The following is a 19,133-nucleotide window of genomic DNA, read 5'->3' as shown; positions in this document are numbered from 1 at the left end:
TCAGGTGAGGGACAGACCGCCGTCGACCGCGAGCACCGCTCCGGTCGCGTAGGCGGCGCGCGGATCGGCGAGCTGGACGGCCCACCAGGCGATGTCCTCGGGGCGGCCGACCCGGCCGGCCGGGACGCGCGCGGCGATCTGCTGAAGGAAGCCCGCGTAGGCCTCCTGGGACATGCCGGACCGTTCACCGATGCCGGTGTCGATCACGCCCGGCGCCAGGCCGAGGACCCGGATGCCGCGGGATGCCAGTTCCACGGCCCAGGTCCTGGTGAGGAAGTCGAGCCCGGCCTTGGCGGCGCCGTAGACCCCGTTCTCCGGCCAGGCACGCAGGCCCAGCGCGCCGGCCGAGCCGATGTTCAGAACGGTTCCGCCGCCCTCGGCGCCGAGGGCGTCCAGGGTCTGCCGGGTCAGCAGCAGCGGGGCCAGGAGATTGCTGCCGAGCTGGTCGATGACGGTTTCCCGCGTGGTCTGGGCGAGAGAGGCGAATCCGCCGGTGGCCGCGTTGTTGACCAGCACGTCGATTCGGCCGAAGGCGTCCAGCGCCGCGGCGGTGACGGCCCCGGGGGTGTCCGGGTCGGTGAGGTCGGCGGCCAGGACGCTGATGCCGGGGTGTCCCTCGGCCGTCCCGGCCAGGGTCGCGGGCGTACGGCCCACGACGAGTACCCGGTCGCCGCGGTCCGCGAAGGCGCGGGCCGTGGCCCGCCCGATGCCGGTCCCGCCGCCGGTGACGATCACGCCCCGAGGCGTCGTCGGGGCCTGGGCCGCGCTCATGTGCGGGACCGGGGGCCGGGCCGCCCGAAGCGCGGCCTGCTTCCGCTACGGCCGGTCGTCACGGGTCACCACCCTTTCCCTGACCAGGAGTTCGCCCGCCTCGCGCACCAGGACGTCCCGGCAGGTGCACACCAGGTGCAGCCGGGCCGGGCCGCCCCGCGGAACCGCGATGATCGAGACCTGGCTCTCGGCCGTCAGTGAGCCGTCGTCCGCCGGGGTGACGGTGAGCATGCCGACCCAGTGGCGGTGCGTCTCGCCCGCGGCGGCGAGGCCCGCGGCGGCCTTGCGGGCGCCCTCGGTCAGGGCCGGGCGGCCGCGTACCGGTTCCGGGAGCGACGGCGGCGCGAAGGAGCCGTCCGCGGTGAAGGTGCCGGCCCAGACTTCGGCCTCGCCCGAGTCCAGGTGCCGCATCTGCCGTGCGTAGAAGTGCTGTACCTCGGCGTAGACCTCCGCCGGGGCCGTCGGGGCCTGTGCTGCCATGCCGTGTCCCTTCCGCCGCTCCCTCGTGCCGGGGCGGGTGCGTTCCCGGGTTCCCGATGGGTCACGACGGTGTCAGCGGCTTCTCCAGGATCGATCGAGCGCGGGGTGTGCGGGCGCGCAGGCGGTCGTTCATCCAAGCTCCAACGCTCTTCCAGCCGCGCTGGTGAACATGGGCTGACTTGCAGGAACCCATCGCCGGGAGGCTCGTGTGCGCATCATCGACCTGTCCTCGCCCGTGGACGCGGCGGGTTTCGAGCCCGATCCCGTGGTGCACGACGTGCTCGGCCCGAAGGAGGCCGCGGCGCACATGAGCGATGAGATGCGTGACCACTTCGGGATCGCGTTCGACCCGGCGGAGCTGCCGGAGGGCGAGTTCCTCTCGCTCGACCGCCTCCAGTTGACGACCCACACCGGTACGCACGTCGACGCGCCCTCGCACTACGGCACGCGCGCCTCCTACCGCGACGGGCCGCCGCGCCACATCGACGAGATGCCGCTCGACTGGTTCTTCCGGCCCGCGGTCGTGCTCGACCTGAGCGACCAGGGCACGGGCGCGGCCGGCGCCGACGTGGTGCAGCGGGAACTGGACCGGATCGGGCACACCCTCTCCCCCATGGACATCGTGCTGCTCAGGACCGGCGCCGACGCGTGGTCGGGGACGCAGAAGTACTTCACGGACTTCACCGGGCTCGACGGCTCGGCCGTGCACCTGCTGCTCGACCAGGGAGTCCGGGTGATCGGCACGGACGCGTTCAGCCTGGACGCGCCCTTCGGCGACATCATCGCCCGCTACCGGGAGACGGGTGACCGCTCGGTGCTGTGGCCCGCCCACATGATCGGCCGGGACCGGGAGTACTGCCAGGTCGAACGGCTCGCCGGGCTCGACCGGCTGCCGGTCTCCCAGGGCTTCCGTGTCGCGTGCTTCCCGGTCCGGATCGTCGGCGCGGGCGCCGGCTGGGCGAGGGCGGTGGCGCTGCTCGACGACTGAGGAGCGTGCCAGGCGAGCGGACGACGCGCCCTGCGGGGCGACCACAGGAGGAGACCCACATGTACGGCCGGGAACTCGCGGACGTGTACGAGACCATCTACCGAAGCCGGGGCAAGGACTGGGGGCAGGAGGCCAGGGACGTCGCCCGCCTCATCGCCGAACGCCGCCCCGGAGCCGACTCGCTGCTCGACGTCGCCTGCGGCACCGGCGCCCATCTCAGCGTGTTCAGCACGCTGTTCGAGGTCGCCGAGGGACTGGAGATCGCGGAGCCGATGCGCCGGCTCGCCGAGCAGCGGCTGCCCGACGTCACGGTGCACGCGGGAGACATGCGCGACTTCGCGCTGGGCCGCAGCTACTCGGCGGTGAGCTGTATGTTCTGCGCCATCGGCTATCTGGAGACGGTGGCCGACATGCGGGCCGCCATCGGGTCGATGGCCGGCCATCTGGAGCCCGGCGGCGTCCTGGTCGTCGAACCCTGGTGGTTCCCGGAGAACTTCATCGAGGGCTATGTCGCGGGTGACCTGGCCCGGGAGGAGCACCGCACCATCGCGCGGATCTCGCACACCACCCGCAAGGGCCGGGCCACCCGTATGGAGGTCCGCTTCACCGTGGGCGACGCCGCCGGCATCAAGGAGTTCACCGAGATCGACGTCCTGACCCTCTTCACCAAGGACGAGTACGTCTCCGCGTTCACCGACGCCGGTTGTTCCGTGGAGCTCCTGGCGGACGGCCCGACCGGTCGTGGTCTCTTCGTCGGTGTACGCGAATCGGCGTGAGTGGCGCAGGCGTCAGGACGACATTTCGCGGGCCACCGACATCACGTATCGGCCATAACCCGACTGGGACATCTTCTCGCCGAGCTGGTGGCACCTTTCCGGGTCGATGAATCCCATGCGCAGGGCGATCTCCTCCACGCAGGCGATGCGCACGCCCTGGCGTTCTTCCAGGGTCCGGACATACTGGGAGGCCTGGAGCAGGGATTCCGGAGTTCCGGCGTCGAGCCAGGCGAAACCGCGGCCGAGGTCGACAAGGCGGGCTCGGCCGCGGGCCAGGTAATTCCGGTTCACATCGGTGATCTCCAGTTCTCCGCGGGCCGACGGGCGAAGGTTCTTGGCGATGTCGAGCACTTCGTTGTCGTACAGATAGAGCCCGGTGATGGCGAGGTCGGAGCGCGGCCTGATCGGCTTCTCCTCCAGGGAGACGAGGCGGCCCGAGGCGTCGGTCTCGCCCACCCCGTAGCGCTCCGGGTCCTCCACGGGGTAGCCGAACAGCACACAGCCCCGCACGTCCCGGACGTTGTTCTGGAGCAGGTCGTAGAAGTGGTAGCCGTGGAAGATGTTGTCCCCCAGGACCAGGGCGACATCGTCGTCGCCCACATGGTCGGCGCCGATGACGAAGGCCTCGGCCAGTCCGGCCGGCCGGTTCTGGACGGCGTAGTCGATCCGGATGCCGAGCTGGGTTCCGTCGCCCAGGAGTCTGCGGAACTGCTCCAGGTCGCGCTCGGTGCAGATGAGCAGGATCTCCTTGATACCCGCGAGCATCAGCACCGAAAGCGGATAGTAGATCATCGGCTTGTCGCCCACCGGAAGCAGTTGCTTCGATACGGAGACAGTTATTGGATGGAGCCGTGATCCCGAACCGCCGGCGAGAATAATCCCTTTCACGTTATGCCCCTGTCCTTGATTTCCGACCATGTTAACGACCGGATTCACCCGACAGCAAGAAGGAAATCCCGGAGTCCACGGAGATTCGACCGAGAATAGAGGAATGCAAGGGTTGTGGATCGGTCCGGCAATATGGTGGGCTGTAAGGGAACGGTGACGTCCCGTGGCGTGGCATCGGTATGGGAGGGAAAGAATTAATGACGACTCTCGTGTGGGACTACCAGAAGGAATACGAGAACGAAAGCGCCGATATTCTGGACGCTGTGGAGACGGTCTTCACCTCTGGCCGGCTCGTCCTCGGAGAGAGTGTCCGCGGCTTCGAGCGGGAGTTCGCCGGCTATCACGGCGTGGGTCACTGCGTCGGCGTGGACAACGGCACCAACGCGATCAAGCTGGCCCTCCAGGCGCTCGGCGTCGGCCCCGGGGACGAGGTGGTCACCGTGTCCAACACGGCGGCCCCCACCGTGGTCGCGATCGACTCGGTGGGCGCCACCCCCGTGTTCGTCGACGTCCACCCGGACAGCTACCTCATGGACACCGAGCAGGTGGCCGCGGTCCTCGGCCCCCGGACCCGGTGCCTGCTGCCCGTCCACCTCTACGGCCAGTGCGTGGACCTGGCCCCGCTGGAGCGGCTGGCCGCCGAGCACGACCTGTTCCTCGTCGAGGACTGCGCCCAGGCCCATGGTGCCCGCCGCGACGGCCGGCTCGCCGGCGCCGCGGGTGACGCCGCCGCCTTCTCCTTCTACCCCACGAAGGTGCTCGGCGCGTACGGCGACGGCGGCGCCGTGCTGACCTCCCGGGACGACACCCACCGCGCGCTGCGCCGACTGCGCTACTACGGCATGGAGGAGCGGTACTACGTCGTCGGCACCCCGGGCCACAACGCCCGGCTCGACGAGGTGCAGGCCGAAATCCTGCGGCGCAAGCTGGGTCGGCTCGACACCTACATCGAGGGGCGGCGGGCGGTCGCCCGCCGCTACGAGGAGGGGCTCGGCGACACCGATCTGGTGCTGCCGCACACCGTCCCCGGCAACGAGCACGTGTACTACGTCTACACGGTGCGCCACCCCCGGCGCGACGCCATCATCGAGGCCCTCAAGGCGTACGACATCGAGCTCAACATCAGCTACCCCTGGCCGGTGCACACGATGTCCGGGTTCGCCCACCTCGGGTATCCCCTGGGCTCGCTACCCGTCACCGAGGAACTGGCGGGCCAGATCTTCTCGTTGCCCATGTACCCGACCCTCGCGCCGGACGTCCAGGACAAGGTGATCAGTGCGGTGCGCGACGTACTGGACAGCCTCTGAGCCGGTGCGGCGGGCCGGCCGCGGCGCGCACCGGACACACCGAGGGCCCGGCGCCATGTGGCCGGGCCCTCGGTGTGTCCGGTGCGGTGCACCGGTCCTTCTTCGGTACGGCCGCGCCCCTCGCCCGGTCAGCCGGCCGGGCGGCTCGCCTCAAGGCCGCGCAGACACGCCACCAGGCTCCGGGCCTGCACATTGAGGTAATGGCTGTGCCGGAGCAGTTGGGTGAGCTGGTCCATGGTCAGCCAGCGGTAGTCGGGATGGCCGGGGTCCTCGGGAACGTCGCTGTCCACGATCAGATAGCGGTTGCGGGCGTGGAAGAAGCGGCCGCCCTCCTCGGAGAGCACGGCCTCGAACCGGATGCGGTCGGGCCGGGCGGCCAGCACCTCGTCGAGGTGGCGGGGCCTCGCGGAGGGCGGCAGCCAGCGGTAGCTGTCCGGGACGCACTGCACGGTCGGCGCCAGTTCCACGACGTCCGCGTAGCCGGGCTCGGTCCGGGCGTGCACCAGCACATGCGGCACCCCGTTGATCTCGCGGGTCAGAAACGCGATGACCCCCGTGCCGTGCGGCTCGATCATCGGCTGGCGCCAGGTGCCGACCTCGCGCCCGGCGGCCGTCACGGAAACCCCGATGACGTCGAAGAACCCGCCGCTCTCGTGCGAGTGGCCCATCTCGCTCTGCCGCCACTCGTCGAGCGCGTTGAGCGCGATCCGCTCGGTGTGCACGGAGGCCAGCGAACGGGCGCGGGTGATCCAGCTCAGCACGTCGGTCGTCCGGTGCAGCGCGCCGTCCGGCCGGGAGGCGTGCGGCAGACAGGCCAGCACGGTCCTCGCGTCCATGTTCACGATGTCGTCACGCGCCAGCAGCCGGTACAACTGCCCCAGCGTGAACCAGCGGAAGCCCTTGAGGACCTCCACCTCGGCGGTCGTCTCCACCACCATGTTGCGGTTGCGTTTGCGGTAGAACCAGGCGCCCTGCTCCGACTGCCGGACATCGGCGACCACCCGGTGCCGTGAGGTGTCCCGGAAGTAGTCCAGATACGGCACGGGCTTGCCCTTGTGGACGCCGGTGTAGTTGCTGCGCGTCGCCTGCACGGTGGGAGAGAGCTGTAGGCCCCCGGGGTTGCCCGGTTCCGCCTTGGCCTGCATCAGGAAGTGCGGAACGCCGTCGAACTCCTTGATGAGGATGCCGAGGATGCCGACCTCGGGCTGGTCGATGATGGGCTGGTCCCACCAGGGCACCGCGTTGCCCGGATCGTGCACCCGCAGGCCGTGGACCGTGAAGAACTTGCCGCTGCGATGGCGCAGATCGCCGGTCACCGGTGTCTGGTACCACTGGTCGAGGGCCGCCAGCGGCACCCGCTCGGCCGTCGTGTAGATCTGCTCCCCGTACTCGGCGAACCAGTCGTCGAATCCGGCGAGATCGGTGCGGGCGCTCTCCACGGCCGCAGCCGACCTGGCGATCCGCGCCGTCATTTCGGCCATCTGAACTCCTTGTCATGGATGGGGCGTACGCGGCCCGGTCCGGGTGGATCAGTCGGCGGGCGTCTCCCAGGTGGCCCGCATCGCCTCGCTGAGCGGGATCCGCGGTTTCCAGCCGAGCAGTTCTCCCGCCAGCCGGATGTCGGCCAGGGTCCAGCCGCCGCCCTTGCTGGCGATCGGCCCGTCCTCGATCCGCACCGCCCCGGACGGCAGCCCCGAGACGGCGACCAGCAGATCCACCAGCTCACGCATGGCGGAGGCCTCCCCCCGGCCGATGTTGACGACCTGTCCGGTGGCCGGTGACGTCACGGCGAGGACCACGGCCTCGGCCAGGTCCCGTACGTCGATGAAGTCCCGCCGCGCGTCCGCGACCCGCAGCGTCACCGGCTCGCCCGGGTCCGCGGCCCGCAGGGTGTCGACGACCGCCCCGAGGAAACTGGCCCGCGTGGTGCGGGGACCGCAGACGTTCACCGCGCGCAGCACCAGTCCGTCCACCCGGCCGCCCCGGGTGGCGTCGAGCACCAGCTCGGAGCCGGCCAGCTTGGTACTGGCGTACATGGTGGTCGGCCGGGGTTCGAGGCCTTCGCCGATGGAGCGGGGTTCCGGCACCGGGCCGTACTCGTGGATGGAGCCCACATGGACCAGCCGCGGCCGCGCCTCCATCTGTGTCACGGCCCTCAGGAGCCGGTCGACCAGGGTGATGTGGGCGTACCGCATCTCCTCCTCGGTCGTGCCCCAGCCGCCCGTCACGTTGACCACCGCGCTCACCCGGTGCCTGGTGAACAGCCGCGCGAGATCGGAGGGCGGGACCGCCGCCACGTCCAGGCCGACGAAGTCGTGGTCCGCCACCGCGGGCCCGCCGCGTCGTGCGACGGCGAGCACCTGGTGCCCCTCGCGCGCCAGCGCCGCGCTCACACAGCGGCCGACGCAGCCGGTGGCCCCCAGCACCGCGATCCGGGATCCCGCGGTCGGTGGCCGGCCCTCGCTCAGCGCCGCCACAGTGCGGCCTCGATCCGGCGGCACTTGTCGTACTCCGGCAGGCCGCCCTCCGCCCGCACCTGCGCGAGCAGCGGCGCGGCCGTGTCCCGTGCGGACAGCAGGGGCTCCGTGTCCCGGGGGATCGGCAGGCCGAGCGCGGGGTCGAGCGGCGAGAGGGCGAGCTCGTGCTGTGCCTCGTAACTCCCGGAGAGCATGTACGACATCACCGTGTCGTCCTCCAGGGCGACGAAGGCGTGCCCGACACCGACCGGAAAGTACATCGCGCTGAAGCTCTGCGGATCGAGCAGGCAGGAGTCCCAGCGGCCGTAGGTGGGCGAGCCGACCCGGATGTCCACGACGATGTCGATGGCCCGGCCCCGGGCGCAGTACACGTACTTGGCCACGCCCGGCGGGGTGACGGTGTAGTGGATGCCCCGGACGGTGCCGCGCCGCGATCTGCTGTGGTTGGACTGGGCGACGGGGAAGAGCGGATGCCCCAGCGCCTCCCGGAACGCCGGCTCCTGGTACGGCGAGGTGAAAAGGCCGCGGTCGTCCTCGAAGACGGGCGGGGTGAAGGCGTACGCGCCCGAGACGGCGAGCTCGCGGAACTGCACGGCGGAGGTCATCTACCGCTCCTTTCGGTCGGTGCCGCGGGTGTCCCGAGCCGTACGGTGCTCCGCGGTGAGTTTCTCCAGCAGGGGGACGATGTCGTTGGGGCTCGGCGTGCCCACCATCTCCCGGCGGATCCGCGCGCAGTTCTCCGCGAACGACGGGTCCTCAAGCAGGCGCAGCACGTGCTCGCGCAGGTCCTGGGCGGTGTAGTGGTCGACGTCGTGCAGATACAGCCCCGCGCCGAACTTCTCCAGCTGCTTGGCCTTGTGGATGGTGTCCCAGACCATGTCGGGCACGATCAGCTGCGGGACCCCGTGCGCCAGCGCGGTCTGGAAGGTGCCGGAGCCGCCGTGGTGGATGACCGCGGAGCAGGTCGGCAGCAGCGCGTTGAGCGGCACGAAGTCGACGGCCCTGACGTTGTCGGGCAGCCGCAGTCCGGCGAGCTGTTTGGCGTTGAGCGTCGCGACCACCTCGACGTCCAGCTCCGCCAGCGCCTCGACCAGTTCGCCGATGGAGGCGCGGTCGCCGTCCAGCACCTCCCGGTGGGCCACCCCCAGCGTCAGGCAGACGCGCGGCTTCTTCGGCGGCTCGTGCAGCCAGTCCGGTACGACGGCCTGCCCGTTGTAGGGGATGTAGCGCAGCGGGACGAACGGCTGCCGCACCGGGAACCGCATCGACGGCGGCACCGGGTCGATGGTCCACTGGCCGACCGCCACCTCCTCCTCGAACCGCGCGCCGTAGCGGCCGAGCGTCCAGGTCAGCCACTCGCGCAGCGGATCGTCCCGCTGCTCGGGAAGCCGCTCCGCCAGCAGGTCGAGGAAGGTCTCGCGCATCCGCCCCAGCAGATCGAGCCCGAACAGCAGCCGGGCGTGTGCGGCGCCGGTGACCTGTGCGGCCACCGGCCCGGCGAAGGAGAGGGTGTCCCAGATGACCAGATCGGGCTGCCACTCGCGGCTGAACGCGACCAGGTCGTCGATCATGCGTTCCGGGCAGGAGTTCTGGAAGGCCATGGCCGTCATCGAGGTGAACACCCCGAGGACGTGGTCCCAGGTCAGCATCTCGGGCCGGGTCTCCGTCATGTCCATCCCGGCTTCCGCCTGGCTCTCCATGATCTCGGCGTCCTCGCCCAGGCCCTCGTTGACCCGCTGCATCTGCTCCTCCAGGAGCAGCGGCTCCCCCACGCAGACGGCGGTCAGTCCGGTACGGGTGATGTCCTCCGCCAGATCCGGCTGGCTGGCGATACGGACCTCGTGGCCGGCGGTCTGGAGGGCCCAGGCCAGGGGGACCTGGGCATGCATATGGGACTTCGCGGCGAACGTGGTGAACAGGACCTTCATGGGTCTCCCTTTCGCGAGTGGTGGTGCCGGATCCGGGCCGGCCCGGCGCGGATCCGGCACGTCCGGGGCGGCGGCCCTCACTGCCCGTCGTGGCGGACGTGACGGTGGCTCACCAGCCAGCCGTCCCCGTCGGCGACGAGGACGTCCTGGCACGACGTGCTCAGCCGGATCACGGGAGCCGCGCCCTCGGTGGTCGAGACGACCAGGGCGTCGTAGCCCGTGCGCACCGAGCCGTCCGGGAACCGCCAGGCGGCCGGCAGGCCGATCCAGTGCCGGCGTACGGTCCCGGCAGGCGCCGCGGGCCGTTCGCGCACGGCCCGCGCGATCGACGCCCGGCCCCGTACCGGCTCGGTGAACGAGGTCTGCTCAAAGGCCCCCTCCTCGGTGAAGGTGGCCGCCCACGCCTCGCCGTCGCCCTCGTCCAGGAGCCGCATCTGCCGGGCGTAGAACTGCTGGACGGAGGCGTACTCGGCGGGCGGCAGCGGCTCGCTCCGGGCCTGTAGCTCGGCGTGCTCCTTGGCGTGCCGCATGGTGATCGTGCTGTTCCCGCCGAGCGCGTCCCGGATGAAGGTGCGGGCCTCGGCGGTGGTCGCGGCGGGGCCGAGGACCTGGCCGACGGCTGCGGCGTTGACGACCACCGTGTGCCGGGAGACGGCCACGCAGCCGGACGGGGTCTCCGCCACCGACCAATCGCCGGTGTGCACGGACATCAGGGGCGGGGTCCGCAGCTGCTTGTACGCGATCCGGCCGTCGGGCAGGCAGATCCGCACGGAGGCCGTGGTGTGCGTCGAACCGTCGGGGGTCCGGGTGTCCATCTCCAGGTGCTGGACGTCGGGGGTGTCCTCTTTCAGGAGGACCCGGGCGACGTGCGGAAGCCGCTGCTGCCACAGCTCCGCGTCGCGCAGGAAGTCCCGTACCTGCTGGGCCGGGGCGTCGATGCGCACGGAGTCCTCGAAGGTGTACGGCGCCTCGTCGGTGCCGGAGCGCAGTGCGGCGGACTCCAGCGCGGCCAGCTCGGCGCCGCTGTTGCGCTCGATCGCCGCCAGGATCCAGCGGACGTTGCTCTCCAGGTCGCCGACGGCCCGGAAGTCGTGCAGCAGGCGTACCCGGCTGCCGCCGTCCGGCAGCGCCTCGACGATCCACTCGCCGCCCATCGCGGCGACGGGATCCTGGGAGATCTCCTGGCGGAACCGGATCCGCAGTCCCTCGCGGTCCAGGGTGCGCCGGGAAGTCCAGGTCTTGACCTCGCCGTTGGCGGTGGCCCAGATGCGCAGCCGCTCCTCGTCCCGCGACCGCTCCAGATATTCCACGTGCAGGCTCGGCGGGAAGACGTGCGGCCAGTCCTGCGCCCGCTCCACCAGGGCGAAGACGGCCTCCGGGGCTGCGGCCACCGTGATCGCGTGTTCGGTCGTGTGCACCTCGTGCGCCATGCTGATCCCCTCTGTCTGCCCGCGGCCGTGCCCGGCCGGGCCCGCTGTCAGTAGTTGCCGAGCCCGCCGCAGACGTTCATCGCCTGGGCGGTGATCGAGGCGGCCGTCGGGGTGAGCAGATAGCCGACCAGCCCGGCGACCTCGTCCGGCGTGGAGTAACGGCCGAGGGGGATCTTCGCCTCGAACTTCTCCAGCACCTCGTCCTCGGTGATGTCCCAGGCACCGGCGTATCCCTGGCGCACCCGCTCGGCCATCGGCGTCTCGACATAGCCGGGGCAGACGGCGTTGACGGTGATGCCCGTCTTCGCCAGCTCCAGGCCCAGGGCCTTGGTGAAGCCGACCACGCCGTGCTTCGACGCCGAGTACGGCGCTCCCAGGGCCACGCCCTGCTTGCCGCCCGTCGAGGCGATGTTGACGATCCGTCCGGCGCCGCGCTCCAGCATTCCGCCGGTCGTCAGGACCTCTCGGGTCATCCGGAAGACGCTGGTGAGGTTGGTCTCGATCACGTCGAGCCACAGCTCGTCGGGGATCTGCGCGGTATGGCCGCCACCGCTGCGGCCGGCGTTGTTCACCAGCACGGTGACGGGGCCGAACCGCTCCCTGGCCTCCTGGACGAAGGCACGCACCTGGCCGCCGTCGCGTACGTCGCACGAGGTGCCGCCGATGTCGTGGCCGGCCTCGCGCAACTCCTTGACGGTGTGGGCGACCCGGTCGCCGTCGCGGGCGCAGATGAAGACCCGCGCACCCCCTTCGGCCAGGCTGCGGGCCACGGCCAGACCGATCCCGCTGGTGGCACCGGTGACGATGGCGACGCGTTCTGCTCCTTGCGACATGACGGCTCCTCAGCGGTCCCCGCGGTGACGTGCCGGACGACTGCGAGGGTGTCAGCGGCCGGTCGGAACGCGCTCTACCCCCGGCCCGGCCAGGGCTCCATTGGCCGTCCATCCACCTGAGAGACCTGGCACGCAGCGTGGAACGACACGAGCGAACGCACGATGTCAAGCGACGCGGGGTCCATGAACGCGTTGACGAGAGACCGGGCAACACCAGGCAACGAGGAGGCCATCGATGACGGATCAGGAGCCGGATGCCAGGGGGGCCGCTGCCGTGACCTTCGTGAACACCTTCACCGTGCACGCCGAACCCGAGGTGTTCGAGAAGGAGTTCGCGCGGACGTCCGAGTTCATGGCGCGCCAGCCGGGTTTCGTCCGGCACACGCTCTCCCGGCACGCGGAGCGGCCCGGCCAGTACGTCAACGTCGCCGAGTGGCGGGACCTCGCCTCGTTCCGCGCGGCCGTCTCGGGGGCCGGCTTCCGGCCGCACGCCGAGGCACTGCGCGCACTGGGCGAGAGCCGGCCGGAACTGTATCTCGCGCGGCTGCGCCGTGGCGGCGCCCTCGACGACGCCCCGGCGCGGGAGGAGATATGACGACCCGCCGGGTGGTGATCACCGGCCTCGGCGTGATCGCCCCGGGGGGCATCGGCACGAAGGCGTTCTGGGAACGCATCGTCTCCGGTGTCTCGGCGACCAGGACCATCACCGCCTTCGACCCGGCGCCGTTCCGCTCCCGGATGGCCGCCGAATGCGACTTCGACGCGGCCCGCTCCGGACTGTCCGAGCGGGACACCGTGCGCCTCGACCGCGCCACCCAGTTCGCCCTGGTCGCCGCCCGCGAGGCGCTGGCCGACAGCGGCATCGAGATCGACGCGGGCAACGCGCACCGGACCGGCGTCAGCCTCGGCTCCGCGGTGGGATGCACCCAGAAGCTGGAGGAGGAGTACGTCGCGCGCAGCGGCGGCGGCCGGCAGTGGCTGGTCGACCACGCGGCGGGGACCCCGTATCTGTACGACTACTTCGTGCCGAGCTCGATGGCGGCGGAGGTCGCCTGGGAGGCCGGCGCCGAGGGCCCCGTCGCGCTCGTCTCGGCGGGCTGCACCTCCGGCCTCGACTCCCTGGGGCACGCCGTCGAGCTCATCAGGGAGGGCAGCGCCGACATCATGATCGCCGGGGGCAGTGACGCTCCCATCGCGCCGATCACCGTGGCCTGCTTCGACGCCATCAAGGCGACCTCGCCGCGCAACGACACCCCGGACCGTGCCTCGCGGCCCTTCGACCGGACCCGTAGCGGCTTCGTGCTCGGCGAGGGGGCGGCCGTCCTCGTCCTGGAGGAGCGGGAGTCCGCCCTGCGGCGCGGGGCGCCGGTCTACGCCGAGATCGCGGGCTTCGCCGCGCGGGCCAACGCCCACCACATGACCGGCCTGCGTCCCGACGGACTGGAGATGGCCGCCGCCATCACCGGCGCGCTCGACGACGCCCGGATCGACCGCGAGGCCGTCGGCTACGTCAACGCGCACGGCACGGCCACCAAGCAGAACGACATCCACGAGACGGCCGCGATCAAGCACAGCCTGGGCGACCACGCCCGCCGGGTCCCGGTCAGCTCCATCAAGGCGGTCATCGGCCACTCGCTCGGTGCCGTCGGCTCCATCGAGGCGGCCGCCTCCGCGCTGGTGATCCGGCACGGCGTGCTGCCGCCCACCGCGGGCCTGCACGAGCCGGACCCCCAACTCGACCTGGACTACGTGCCGTTGACCGCGCGCGACCAGCCCACCGACACCGTACTGACGGTGGGCAGCGGCTTCGGCGGCTTCCAGAGCGCGCTGGTGCTCACCGCCACGGAAGGGAGGCGCCCATGACCACCGCGGCCGCGGTCACCGGACTCGGCGTGCTCGCGCCGAACGGGATCGGGGCGGAGGAGTACTGGTCGGCGACCCTGCGCGGCGAGAGCGGCATCGGCCGCATCACCCGCTTCGACCCCTCCTCGTACCCCTCCCGGCTGGCCGGCGAGGTCACCGGGTTCTCGGTGCGCGAGCACGTCCCCAGCCGTCTCGTCCCGCAGACCGACCGCACGACGCAGTTCGCCCTGGCGGGTTCCGACTGGGCGCTCGCGGACTCCGGCCTGGCGGCCGACAGCCTGCCCGCCGCCGAGCGCGGGGTGGCCACCGCCAGTGCCTCGGGCGGGTTCGAGTTCGGGCAGCGCGAACTGGGCCACCTGTGGGGCAAGGACCCCAAGCACGTCAGCGCGTACATGTCCTTCGCCTGGTTCTACGCCGTCAACTCGGGCCAGGTCTCCATCCGGCACGACCTGCGCGGACCCACCGGAGTCCTCGTCGCCGACCAGGCGGGCGGCCTCGACGCGGTCGCCCAGGCCAGGCGGCGGATCCGCGGGGGCACCCCGGTCATGCTGACGGGTGCCATGGACGCCTCGCTGTGTCCCTACGGACTCGCCGCGCAGATCTCCGCCGGAATCCTCAGCGAGAGCACGGATCCCACCCGCGCCTATCTGCCCTTCGACGCCGCGGCCGACGGCCATGTGCCGGGCGAGGGCGGAGCGATCCTGGTCCTGGAGGACGCGGAGCGGGCCCGGGCACGCGGGGCACGCAGCTACGGGGAGATCAGTGGCTACGCCGCCACCTTCGACCCCCGCCCCGGCTCGGGGCGGCCCGGCAACCTGGAACGGGCCGTCCGCGGTGCGCTGGCCGACGCGGGTCTGCGTCCCCGGGACATCGCCTTCGTCCTCGCGGACGGCGCCGGGGAACCGGAGGCCGACCGCGTCGAGGCAGCGGCCCTGACCGCGGTGTTCGGGCCCGCGGGCGTGCCGGTCACGGTCCCCAAGACCATGACGGGCCGCCTGTACGCGGGCGCCGCCCCGCTCGATCTCGTCACGGCCCTGTTCGCCCTGCGGGACGGTGTCGTCCCGCCCACGGTCCACGTCGACGGACCGGCCACGGGCTACGACATCGACCTCGTGACCCGCTCGTCGCGCCCCGTCGACGGGGCGGCCGTGCTGGTACTGGCCCGGGGACGCGGCGGATTCAACAGCGCCATGGTCGTGAGCCGTCCGGCGGCGGCCTGAGGCAGAGCAACTGCACATCTCCCGCACCATCCGTTCCGCCCGGCCGTGCCGTGCACGGCCGGCCTCACCGCGGCCCGCGGGGCCGCCCCTTGGAGACGTCATGTCCGCTTTCACCGTCGAAGACCTCTTCCGGATCATGCGTGAGTGCGCAGGCGAGGAGGAGGCGGCCGATCTGTCGAGCGCCGCCGCGGAGCAGGAGTTCGCCCTGCTCGGCTACGACTCGCTGGCCCTCATGGAGGCGATCAGCAGGGTCGAGCGCGGCTACGGTGTCGAGCTCCCCGAGGAACTGCTCGGCGAGGCTCTCACCCCGGCGGCGTTCGTCGACGCCGTCAACGCCGTGCTCGCGGGTCACCCGGCCCCGCTGGAGGCCGCCGGATGACCGAGGCGGGACTCGGTGCGGGGGACGCCCCCGCGGTGGCGGCACCGGACATCCGGATCGCGGGGTGCGCGTCCTGGCTGCCGCCCCGCACCGCGGTCGCGGACGCGGTCGCGGCCGGGCTGTGCGACGAGGCTCTGGCCACGGCCACGGGCATGGTGTCCGTGGCCGTGGCGCACGACGAGCCCGCGCCCGAGATGGCGGCCCGCGCCGCCCGGACCGCCCTCGGGCGCTCCGGTTTCGACGATGTGTCGCTGATCCTGCATGCCAGCTTCTTCTATCAGGGGCACGACCTGTGGGCGCCCGCCTCGTACGTCCAGCGCACCGCCGTCGGCAACCAGTGCCCCGCGATCGAGGTCGGCCAGGTCTCCAACGGCGGCATGGCCGCGCTCGGGCTCGCGGTCGACCACCTGCGCTCCGGCCCGGCGTCCGGCGAGCTCGACCGGCGCGTGCTGGTGACGACCGGCGACGCCTTCCGCCCGCCCGGCTTCGACCGCTGGCGCAGCGACTCGGGCACCTTCTACGGGGACGGGGGCACCGCCCTCGTGCTGTCCTCGCGGGAGGGCTTCGCCCGGATCCGCGGTCTTGCCACCGTCTCCGCGCCGGAACTGGAGGGGATGCACCGGGGCGAGGACCCGTTCGGCCACGCCCCGTTCAGCCACCGGCCGGTCGTCGACCTGGACGCCTGCAAGAAGGACTTCCTGGCCACCCGCCGGGTGACCCAGGTGATCGCGGCGAGCGCGGCCGCGCAGGACGCAGCCGTCGAAAGGGCCCTCGCCGGCGCCGGGGTCACGCTCGCCGACGTCGACCGCTTCGTCCTTCCCCACCTGGGCCGCAAGCGGCTGCGGGCGGGCCATCTCGCCCGCTTCGGGATCGCGGAGGAGCGCACCACCTGGCAGTGGAGCCGTGGTGTCGGGCACCTCGGCGCGGGCGACCAGATCGCCGGGTTCGACCACCTGGTCGGCTCCGGCGCGCTCGGCTCCGGGGATCTGGTCGTGTGGATGAGCGTGGGCGCCGGATTCACCTACTCGTGCGCGGTTGTCGAAATGCTGGAACGGCCCGACTGGGCGGCCACGACCAACAGGGAGGGCGTCGTATGACCCCCGCACCGTCTCCGCCCGTCGCCCTGCTGCTGCCGGGACAGGGCTCCCAGCACCAGCGGATGGCCGCAGGGCTCTATGGGCACGAGCCGGTATTCACCGCGGCGATGGACGCGTTCTTCGACGCGGCGGGTCCCGAGGGCGTCGCGCTGCGCGAGGACTGGCTGGCCGAACGGCCGGTCACGGAGCTGGACCACGTCACGCGCTCGCAGCCGCTGCTCTTCGCCGTGGACCACGCGCTCGGCAAACTGGTGCTGAGCTGGGGCGTGCGCCCGGCCGCCCTGCTCGGGCACAGCATCGGGGAGCTGGCGGCGGCGGTACTGGCCGGGGTGTTCGGCCTGCGGGACGCGACCGGCCTGGTCCTGGACCGGGTACGACGACTGGCCGGGGCCCCGCCCGGCGGCATGCTGGCGGTCGCCGCGTCCCGGGCGGAGGTGACGCCGTATCTGAGCGGCGATGTCGTCGTCGGCGCGGTCAACGCCCCGCGCCAGACCGTGCTGGCCGGTCCCGACGGCCCGCTGGACAAGGTCGGCCGCACGCTGCGGGAGGCCGGGTTCGTCTGCCGCCGGGTGCCCTCGCTCAGCGCCTTCCACAGTCCGGTGCTCGAACCCGCCTGCCGTGGCGCGGCCGAACGATTTGCCGCCGTGGACCGGCGTGTGCCGTCCTTGCCGGTCCATTCCGCCTACACCGCCGCCCCGTTGACGCGGTCCGACATCGACGACGTGTCCTTCTGGGCGCGGCAGCCGGTGGCTCCGGTGCTCTTCTGGCCGGCGCTGGAGGGGCTGTTGGCGACCGGTGACCACCTGCTGGTGGAGGTGGGACCCGGGCAGGGCCTGTCCCAGGTGGCCCGCCGCCACCCGGCCGTCCGGCGGGGGACCAGTGCCGTGGTGTCCCTGCTCCCGGCCCGGCCCGGGCCGCCCGAGGCGGACCGGGCCGCGGTGGACGCCGCGGTGGCCCGTGTGGCGGCCGCGGGTCACCCGATCGTCCGCACCCCGGTCCCCCACGACCTGCCGCAACGGCCCGCCACCGCTGTCTGACCCCCGCACCCGAGGACACGCAACTGACGCCCCTCCCCTGTCCGTTCAGGTGGGTGGGGCGTCAGGCGCGTGCGGCGCAGCGAGCCGGGGCCACCGGTTCCGTGGCGTCGCGTACGGAACCGGTGCCGCCGCCAGGTGCGGACGGTCGCCTCAGGTGCGGACGGTCGCCGTGACGTAGCGCACCGGTGTGTCGATCGTGAGCGGCCCGTCCCCGTCGCGCATCGCGTCCAGCGAACCGATCAGCCGCGTCCGCAGCTGCTGCCGCTTGTCGTCCGAGAGGTGGTTCCAGAGCAGGCGCATGCCCTGTGTGTGGGACCAGTCCACCCACGCACGGCCCGACTCGGCCACCAGCCGGACCGGTTCGTCGACGACCGAGACCTCCTGGAAGCCGGCCTCCTCCAGGGTGCGGGCGAGGTCGGCCGGATCCGCGAGCCAGCTGTTGAAGCGCTCCTGAAGACGCTCGGGCTGCCACTGCGGCGGCAGGTCGAGCAGCAGCTCGCGCGGGATGAGTTCGGTGAACACCGGGGGCAGGAAGGGGAAGGTGTCCTCGGTGAACACCGGGCTGGTGAAGGCGAGTCGGCCTCCCGGGGAGAGCAGCGGCGCGTAGCGGGCCAGTGCCGCGGGCGCGTCGGGCAGGAAGATGATGCTGTAGCTGCCCAGGACCACGTCGAAGGAGCGCGGCGCGAAGTCCGGGTACTCCCCGTCCATCACCCGCAGCTCCACCGTGGCGGCGTCCCGCAGCGCCGCTTCCTTCGCGGCCTCCTCGATCATCGCCTCGGCGACGTCGATGCCGGTGACCCGACCGCCCGGTCCCACGCGTTCGGCTGCCGGGAAGACGCAGGCCCCCCGGCCGCAGCCGATGTCGAGGACCCGGGCCCCCTCGCCCGGTGCCGCCCGTTCCACCAGGCGCCGGCCCATCGGGGTGAAGAACTCCACACCGAGCCGGTCATAGGACGCCGCGGCGCTGTTGAAGGCTGCTGCCACTTCGGTCTTGTACGTGGACGTGTCCACTGACTCTCCCGCTCTCTCGGTGGACCCACCACCTTTCCCGCTCCGTCTCCGACGCGGATGGAGGGGCCTTGGAGCGCCACTGGATTGCGGTTGGATAAAACGTAAAGCAATCCGTGGCGAGCCGGTCGGCCCTTGTTTCCGGACAGGACTTCTCCTAAGAATTGATTCCGGCACGTACCGCATCGATTCGGGAGGGTAAAACGTGAGCGATCAGATAGCGAGCGTTCGGCGCCTGGTGGAGGCGTACAACACCGGGAAAACGGACGATGTAGCCGACTACATTCATGCGGAATACATGAATCCGGGAACTCTGGAATTCACTTCGCTGCGCGGCCCGGAGCTTTTCGCGGTCAATGTCGCGTGGGTCAGGAGAACGTTCTCGGAGGAGGCGCGCCTGGAGGAGGTGGGCATCGAGGAGAACGGCGACTGGGTGCGCGCCCGTCTGGTGCTCTACGGGCGGCACGTGGGCGAGATGGTGGGCATGGCGCCCACCGGCCGGCTGTTCTCGGGCGAGCAGATCCACCTCCTCCACTTCGTCGACGGAAAGATCCACCACCACCGCGACTGGCCCGACTACCAGGGCACCTACCGCCAGCTCGGGGAGCCGTGGCCGGAAAGGGAGCACCGCCGTCCGTGAGGGCGGGAACC

The 19,133-nt window shown here is 71.7% G+C and carries 20 protein-coding genes; 10 read left to right on the top strand and 10 right to left on the bottom strand.

The window, feature by feature from the left end; genetic code table 11:
• The gene (locus tag CG740_RS27135; RefSeq protein ID WP_199846588.1) at positions 1-771 is read right to left on the bottom strand and encodes an SDR family NAD(P)-dependent oxidoreductase; all 771 of its coding nucleotides are present in this window, start codon (positions 769-771) and stop codon (positions 1-3) included.
• A gap of 45 nt (positions 772-816) precedes the next feature.
• The gene (locus CG740_RS27130; protein WP_100577907.1) at positions 817-1,251 is read right to left on the bottom strand and encodes a nuclear transport factor 2 family protein; all 435 of its coding nucleotides are present in this window, start codon (positions 1,249-1,251) and stop codon (positions 817-819) included.
• 208 nt (positions 1,252-1,459) lie between these two features.
• Between CG740_RS27130 and CG740_RS27125 the strand changes: the two genes are divergently transcribed.
• Both CG740_RS27125 and CG740_RS27120 read left to right on the top strand, forming a co-directional pair.
• The gene (locus CG740_RS27125; RefSeq protein ID WP_100577906.1) at positions 1,460-2,239 is read left to right on the top strand and encodes a cyclase family protein; all 780 of its coding nucleotides are present in this window, start codon (positions 1,460-1,462) and stop codon (positions 2,237-2,239) included.
• A gap of 59 nt (positions 2,240-2,298) precedes the next feature.
• Entirely contained in the window at positions 2,299-3,015 is a 717-nt protein-coding gene (locus tag CG740_RS27120; RefSeq protein ID WP_100577905.1) for a class I SAM-dependent methyltransferase, read from the top strand.
• A 12-nt stretch (positions 3,016-3,027) separates the two neighbouring features.
• On the opposite strand, the gene rfbA is transcribed toward CG740_RS27120, so the two are convergent.
• Positions 3,028-3,903, bottom strand: coding sequence for a glucose-1-phosphate thymidylyltransferase RfbA (gene rfbA, locus CG740_RS27115; RefSeq protein ID WP_100577904.1), 876 nt, complete (start codon positions 3,901-3,903; stop codon positions 3,028-3,030).
• A 197-nt stretch (positions 3,904-4,100) separates the two neighbouring features.
• Here rfbA and CG740_RS27110 point away from each other — a divergent pair, with 197 nt between their 5' ends.
• A complete protein-coding gene (locus CG740_RS27110; RefSeq protein ID WP_100577903.1) occupies positions 4,101-5,210 on the top strand; it encodes a DegT/DnrJ/EryC1/StrS family aminotransferase in 1,110 nt (369 codons plus the stop codon).
• A 128-nt stretch (positions 5,211-5,338) separates the two neighbouring features.
• Here the strand turns inward: CG740_RS27110 and CG740_RS27105 are convergent, their stop codons facing one another.
• The 6 genes from CG740_RS27105 to CG740_RS27080 all read right to left on the bottom strand — a co-directional run bounded on the left by CG740_RS27105 (position 5,339) and on the right by CG740_RS27080 (position 11,878).
• The gene (locus CG740_RS27105; protein WP_100577902.1) at positions 5,339-6,691 is read right to left on the bottom strand and encodes an NDP-hexose 2,3-dehydratase family protein; all 1,353 of its coding nucleotides are present in this window, start codon (positions 6,689-6,691) and stop codon (positions 5,339-5,341) included.
• Between the two features lie 48 nt (positions 6,692-6,739).
• On the bottom strand, positions 6,740-7,687 hold the full coding sequence (locus tag CG740_RS27100; RefSeq protein WP_234376510.1) for an NAD-dependent epimerase/dehydratase family protein: 948 nt from the start codon (positions 7,685-7,687) through the stop codon (positions 6,740-6,742).
• Positions 7,675-8,292 (bottom strand): dTDP-4-dehydrorhamnose 3,5-epimerase family protein, encoded by a 618-nt coding sequence (locus CG740_RS27095; protein ID WP_100577901.1) that lies wholly within the window; start codon positions 8,290-8,292, stop codon positions 7,675-7,677. Before CG740_RS27095 ends, CG740_RS27100 begins: the two co-directional genes overlap by 13 nt.
• The gene (locus tag CG740_RS27090; RefSeq protein ID WP_100577900.1) at positions 8,293-9,615 is read right to left on the bottom strand and encodes an activator-dependent family glycosyltransferase; all 1,323 of its coding nucleotides are present in this window, start codon (positions 9,613-9,615) and stop codon (positions 8,293-8,295) included.
• A 77-nt stretch (positions 9,616-9,692) separates the two neighbouring features.
• Entirely contained in the window at positions 9,693-11,045 is a 1,353-nt protein-coding gene (locus tag CG740_RS27085) for an SRPBCC family protein (protein WP_100577899.1), read from the bottom strand.
• A 47-nt stretch (positions 11,046-11,092) separates the two neighbouring features.
• Positions 11,093-11,878: an SDR family NAD(P)-dependent oxidoreductase gene (locus tag CG740_RS27080; protein ID WP_100577898.1), complete on the bottom strand. Its 786-nt coding sequence runs from the start codon at positions 11,876-11,878 to the stop codon at positions 11,093-11,095.
• Positions 11,879-12,113: 235 nt separating this feature from the next.
• Here CG740_RS27080 and CG740_RS27075 point away from each other — a divergent pair, with 235 nt between their 5' ends.
• The 6 genes from CG740_RS27075 (at position 12,114) to CG740_RS27050 (ending at position 17,474) form a co-directional block, all read left to right on the top strand.
• Complete coding sequence (locus tag CG740_RS27075; RefSeq protein ID WP_100577897.1) at positions 12,114-12,473, top strand: antibiotic biosynthesis monooxygenase family protein; 360 nt, start codon at positions 12,114-12,116, stop codon at positions 12,471-12,473.
• Complete coding sequence (locus tag CG740_RS27070) at positions 12,470-13,741, top strand: beta-ketoacyl-[acyl-carrier-protein] synthase family protein (RefSeq protein WP_100577896.1); 1,272 nt, start codon at positions 12,470-12,472, stop codon at positions 13,739-13,741. The genes CG740_RS27075 and CG740_RS27070 overlap by 4 nt, the downstream gene beginning before the upstream one ends.
• A complete protein-coding gene (locus CG740_RS27065; RefSeq protein WP_100577895.1) occupies positions 13,738-14,961 on the top strand; it encodes a ketosynthase chain-length factor in 1,224 nt (407 codons plus the stop codon). Before CG740_RS27070 ends, CG740_RS27065 begins: the two co-directional genes overlap by 4 nt.
• 100 nt (positions 14,962-15,061) lie before the next feature.
• The gene (locus tag CG740_RS27060) at positions 15,062-15,340 is read left to right on the top strand and encodes an acyl carrier protein (protein WP_100577894.1); all 279 of its coding nucleotides are present in this window, start codon (positions 15,062-15,064) and stop codon (positions 15,338-15,340) included.
• Complete coding sequence (locus tag CG740_RS27055) at positions 15,337-16,437, top strand: ketoacyl-ACP synthase III family protein (protein WP_100577893.1); 1,101 nt, start codon at positions 15,337-15,339, stop codon at positions 16,435-16,437. The genes CG740_RS27060 and CG740_RS27055 overlap by 4 nt, the downstream gene beginning before the upstream one ends.
• Positions 16,434-17,474, top strand: coding sequence for an acyltransferase domain-containing protein (locus CG740_RS27050; protein ID WP_100577892.1), 1,041 nt, complete (start codon positions 16,434-16,436; stop codon positions 17,472-17,474). Before CG740_RS27055 ends, CG740_RS27050 begins: the two co-directional genes overlap by 4 nt.
• A 150-nt stretch (positions 17,475-17,624) precedes the next feature.
• Here the strand turns inward: CG740_RS27050 and CG740_RS27045 are convergent, their stop codons facing one another.
• Positions 17,625-18,485, bottom strand: coding sequence for a class I SAM-dependent methyltransferase (locus CG740_RS27045; protein WP_100577891.1), 861 nt, complete (start codon positions 18,483-18,485; stop codon positions 17,625-17,627).
• A gap of 202 nt (positions 18,486-18,687) precedes the next feature.
• On the opposite strand from CG740_RS27045, the gene CG740_RS27040 reads away from it, so the two are divergent.
• Positions 18,688-19,122: an ester cyclase gene (locus CG740_RS27040; RefSeq protein WP_100577890.1), complete on the top strand. Its 435-nt coding sequence runs from the start codon at positions 18,688-18,690 to the stop codon at positions 19,120-19,122.
• Positions 19,123-19,133 lie beyond the last annotated feature (11 nt).

Origin of the sequence: Streptomyces sp. CB01201 (assembly GCF_002803085.1) — a bacterium.
In the GTDB taxonomy this organism is placed as follows: domain Bacteria; phylum Actinomycetota; class Actinomycetes; order Streptomycetales; family Streptomycetaceae; genus Streptomyces; species Streptomyces hundungensis.
The sequence above is the reverse complement of the archived record's forward strand: the minus strand, read 5'-3'. Positions and strand labels throughout refer to the sequence as shown.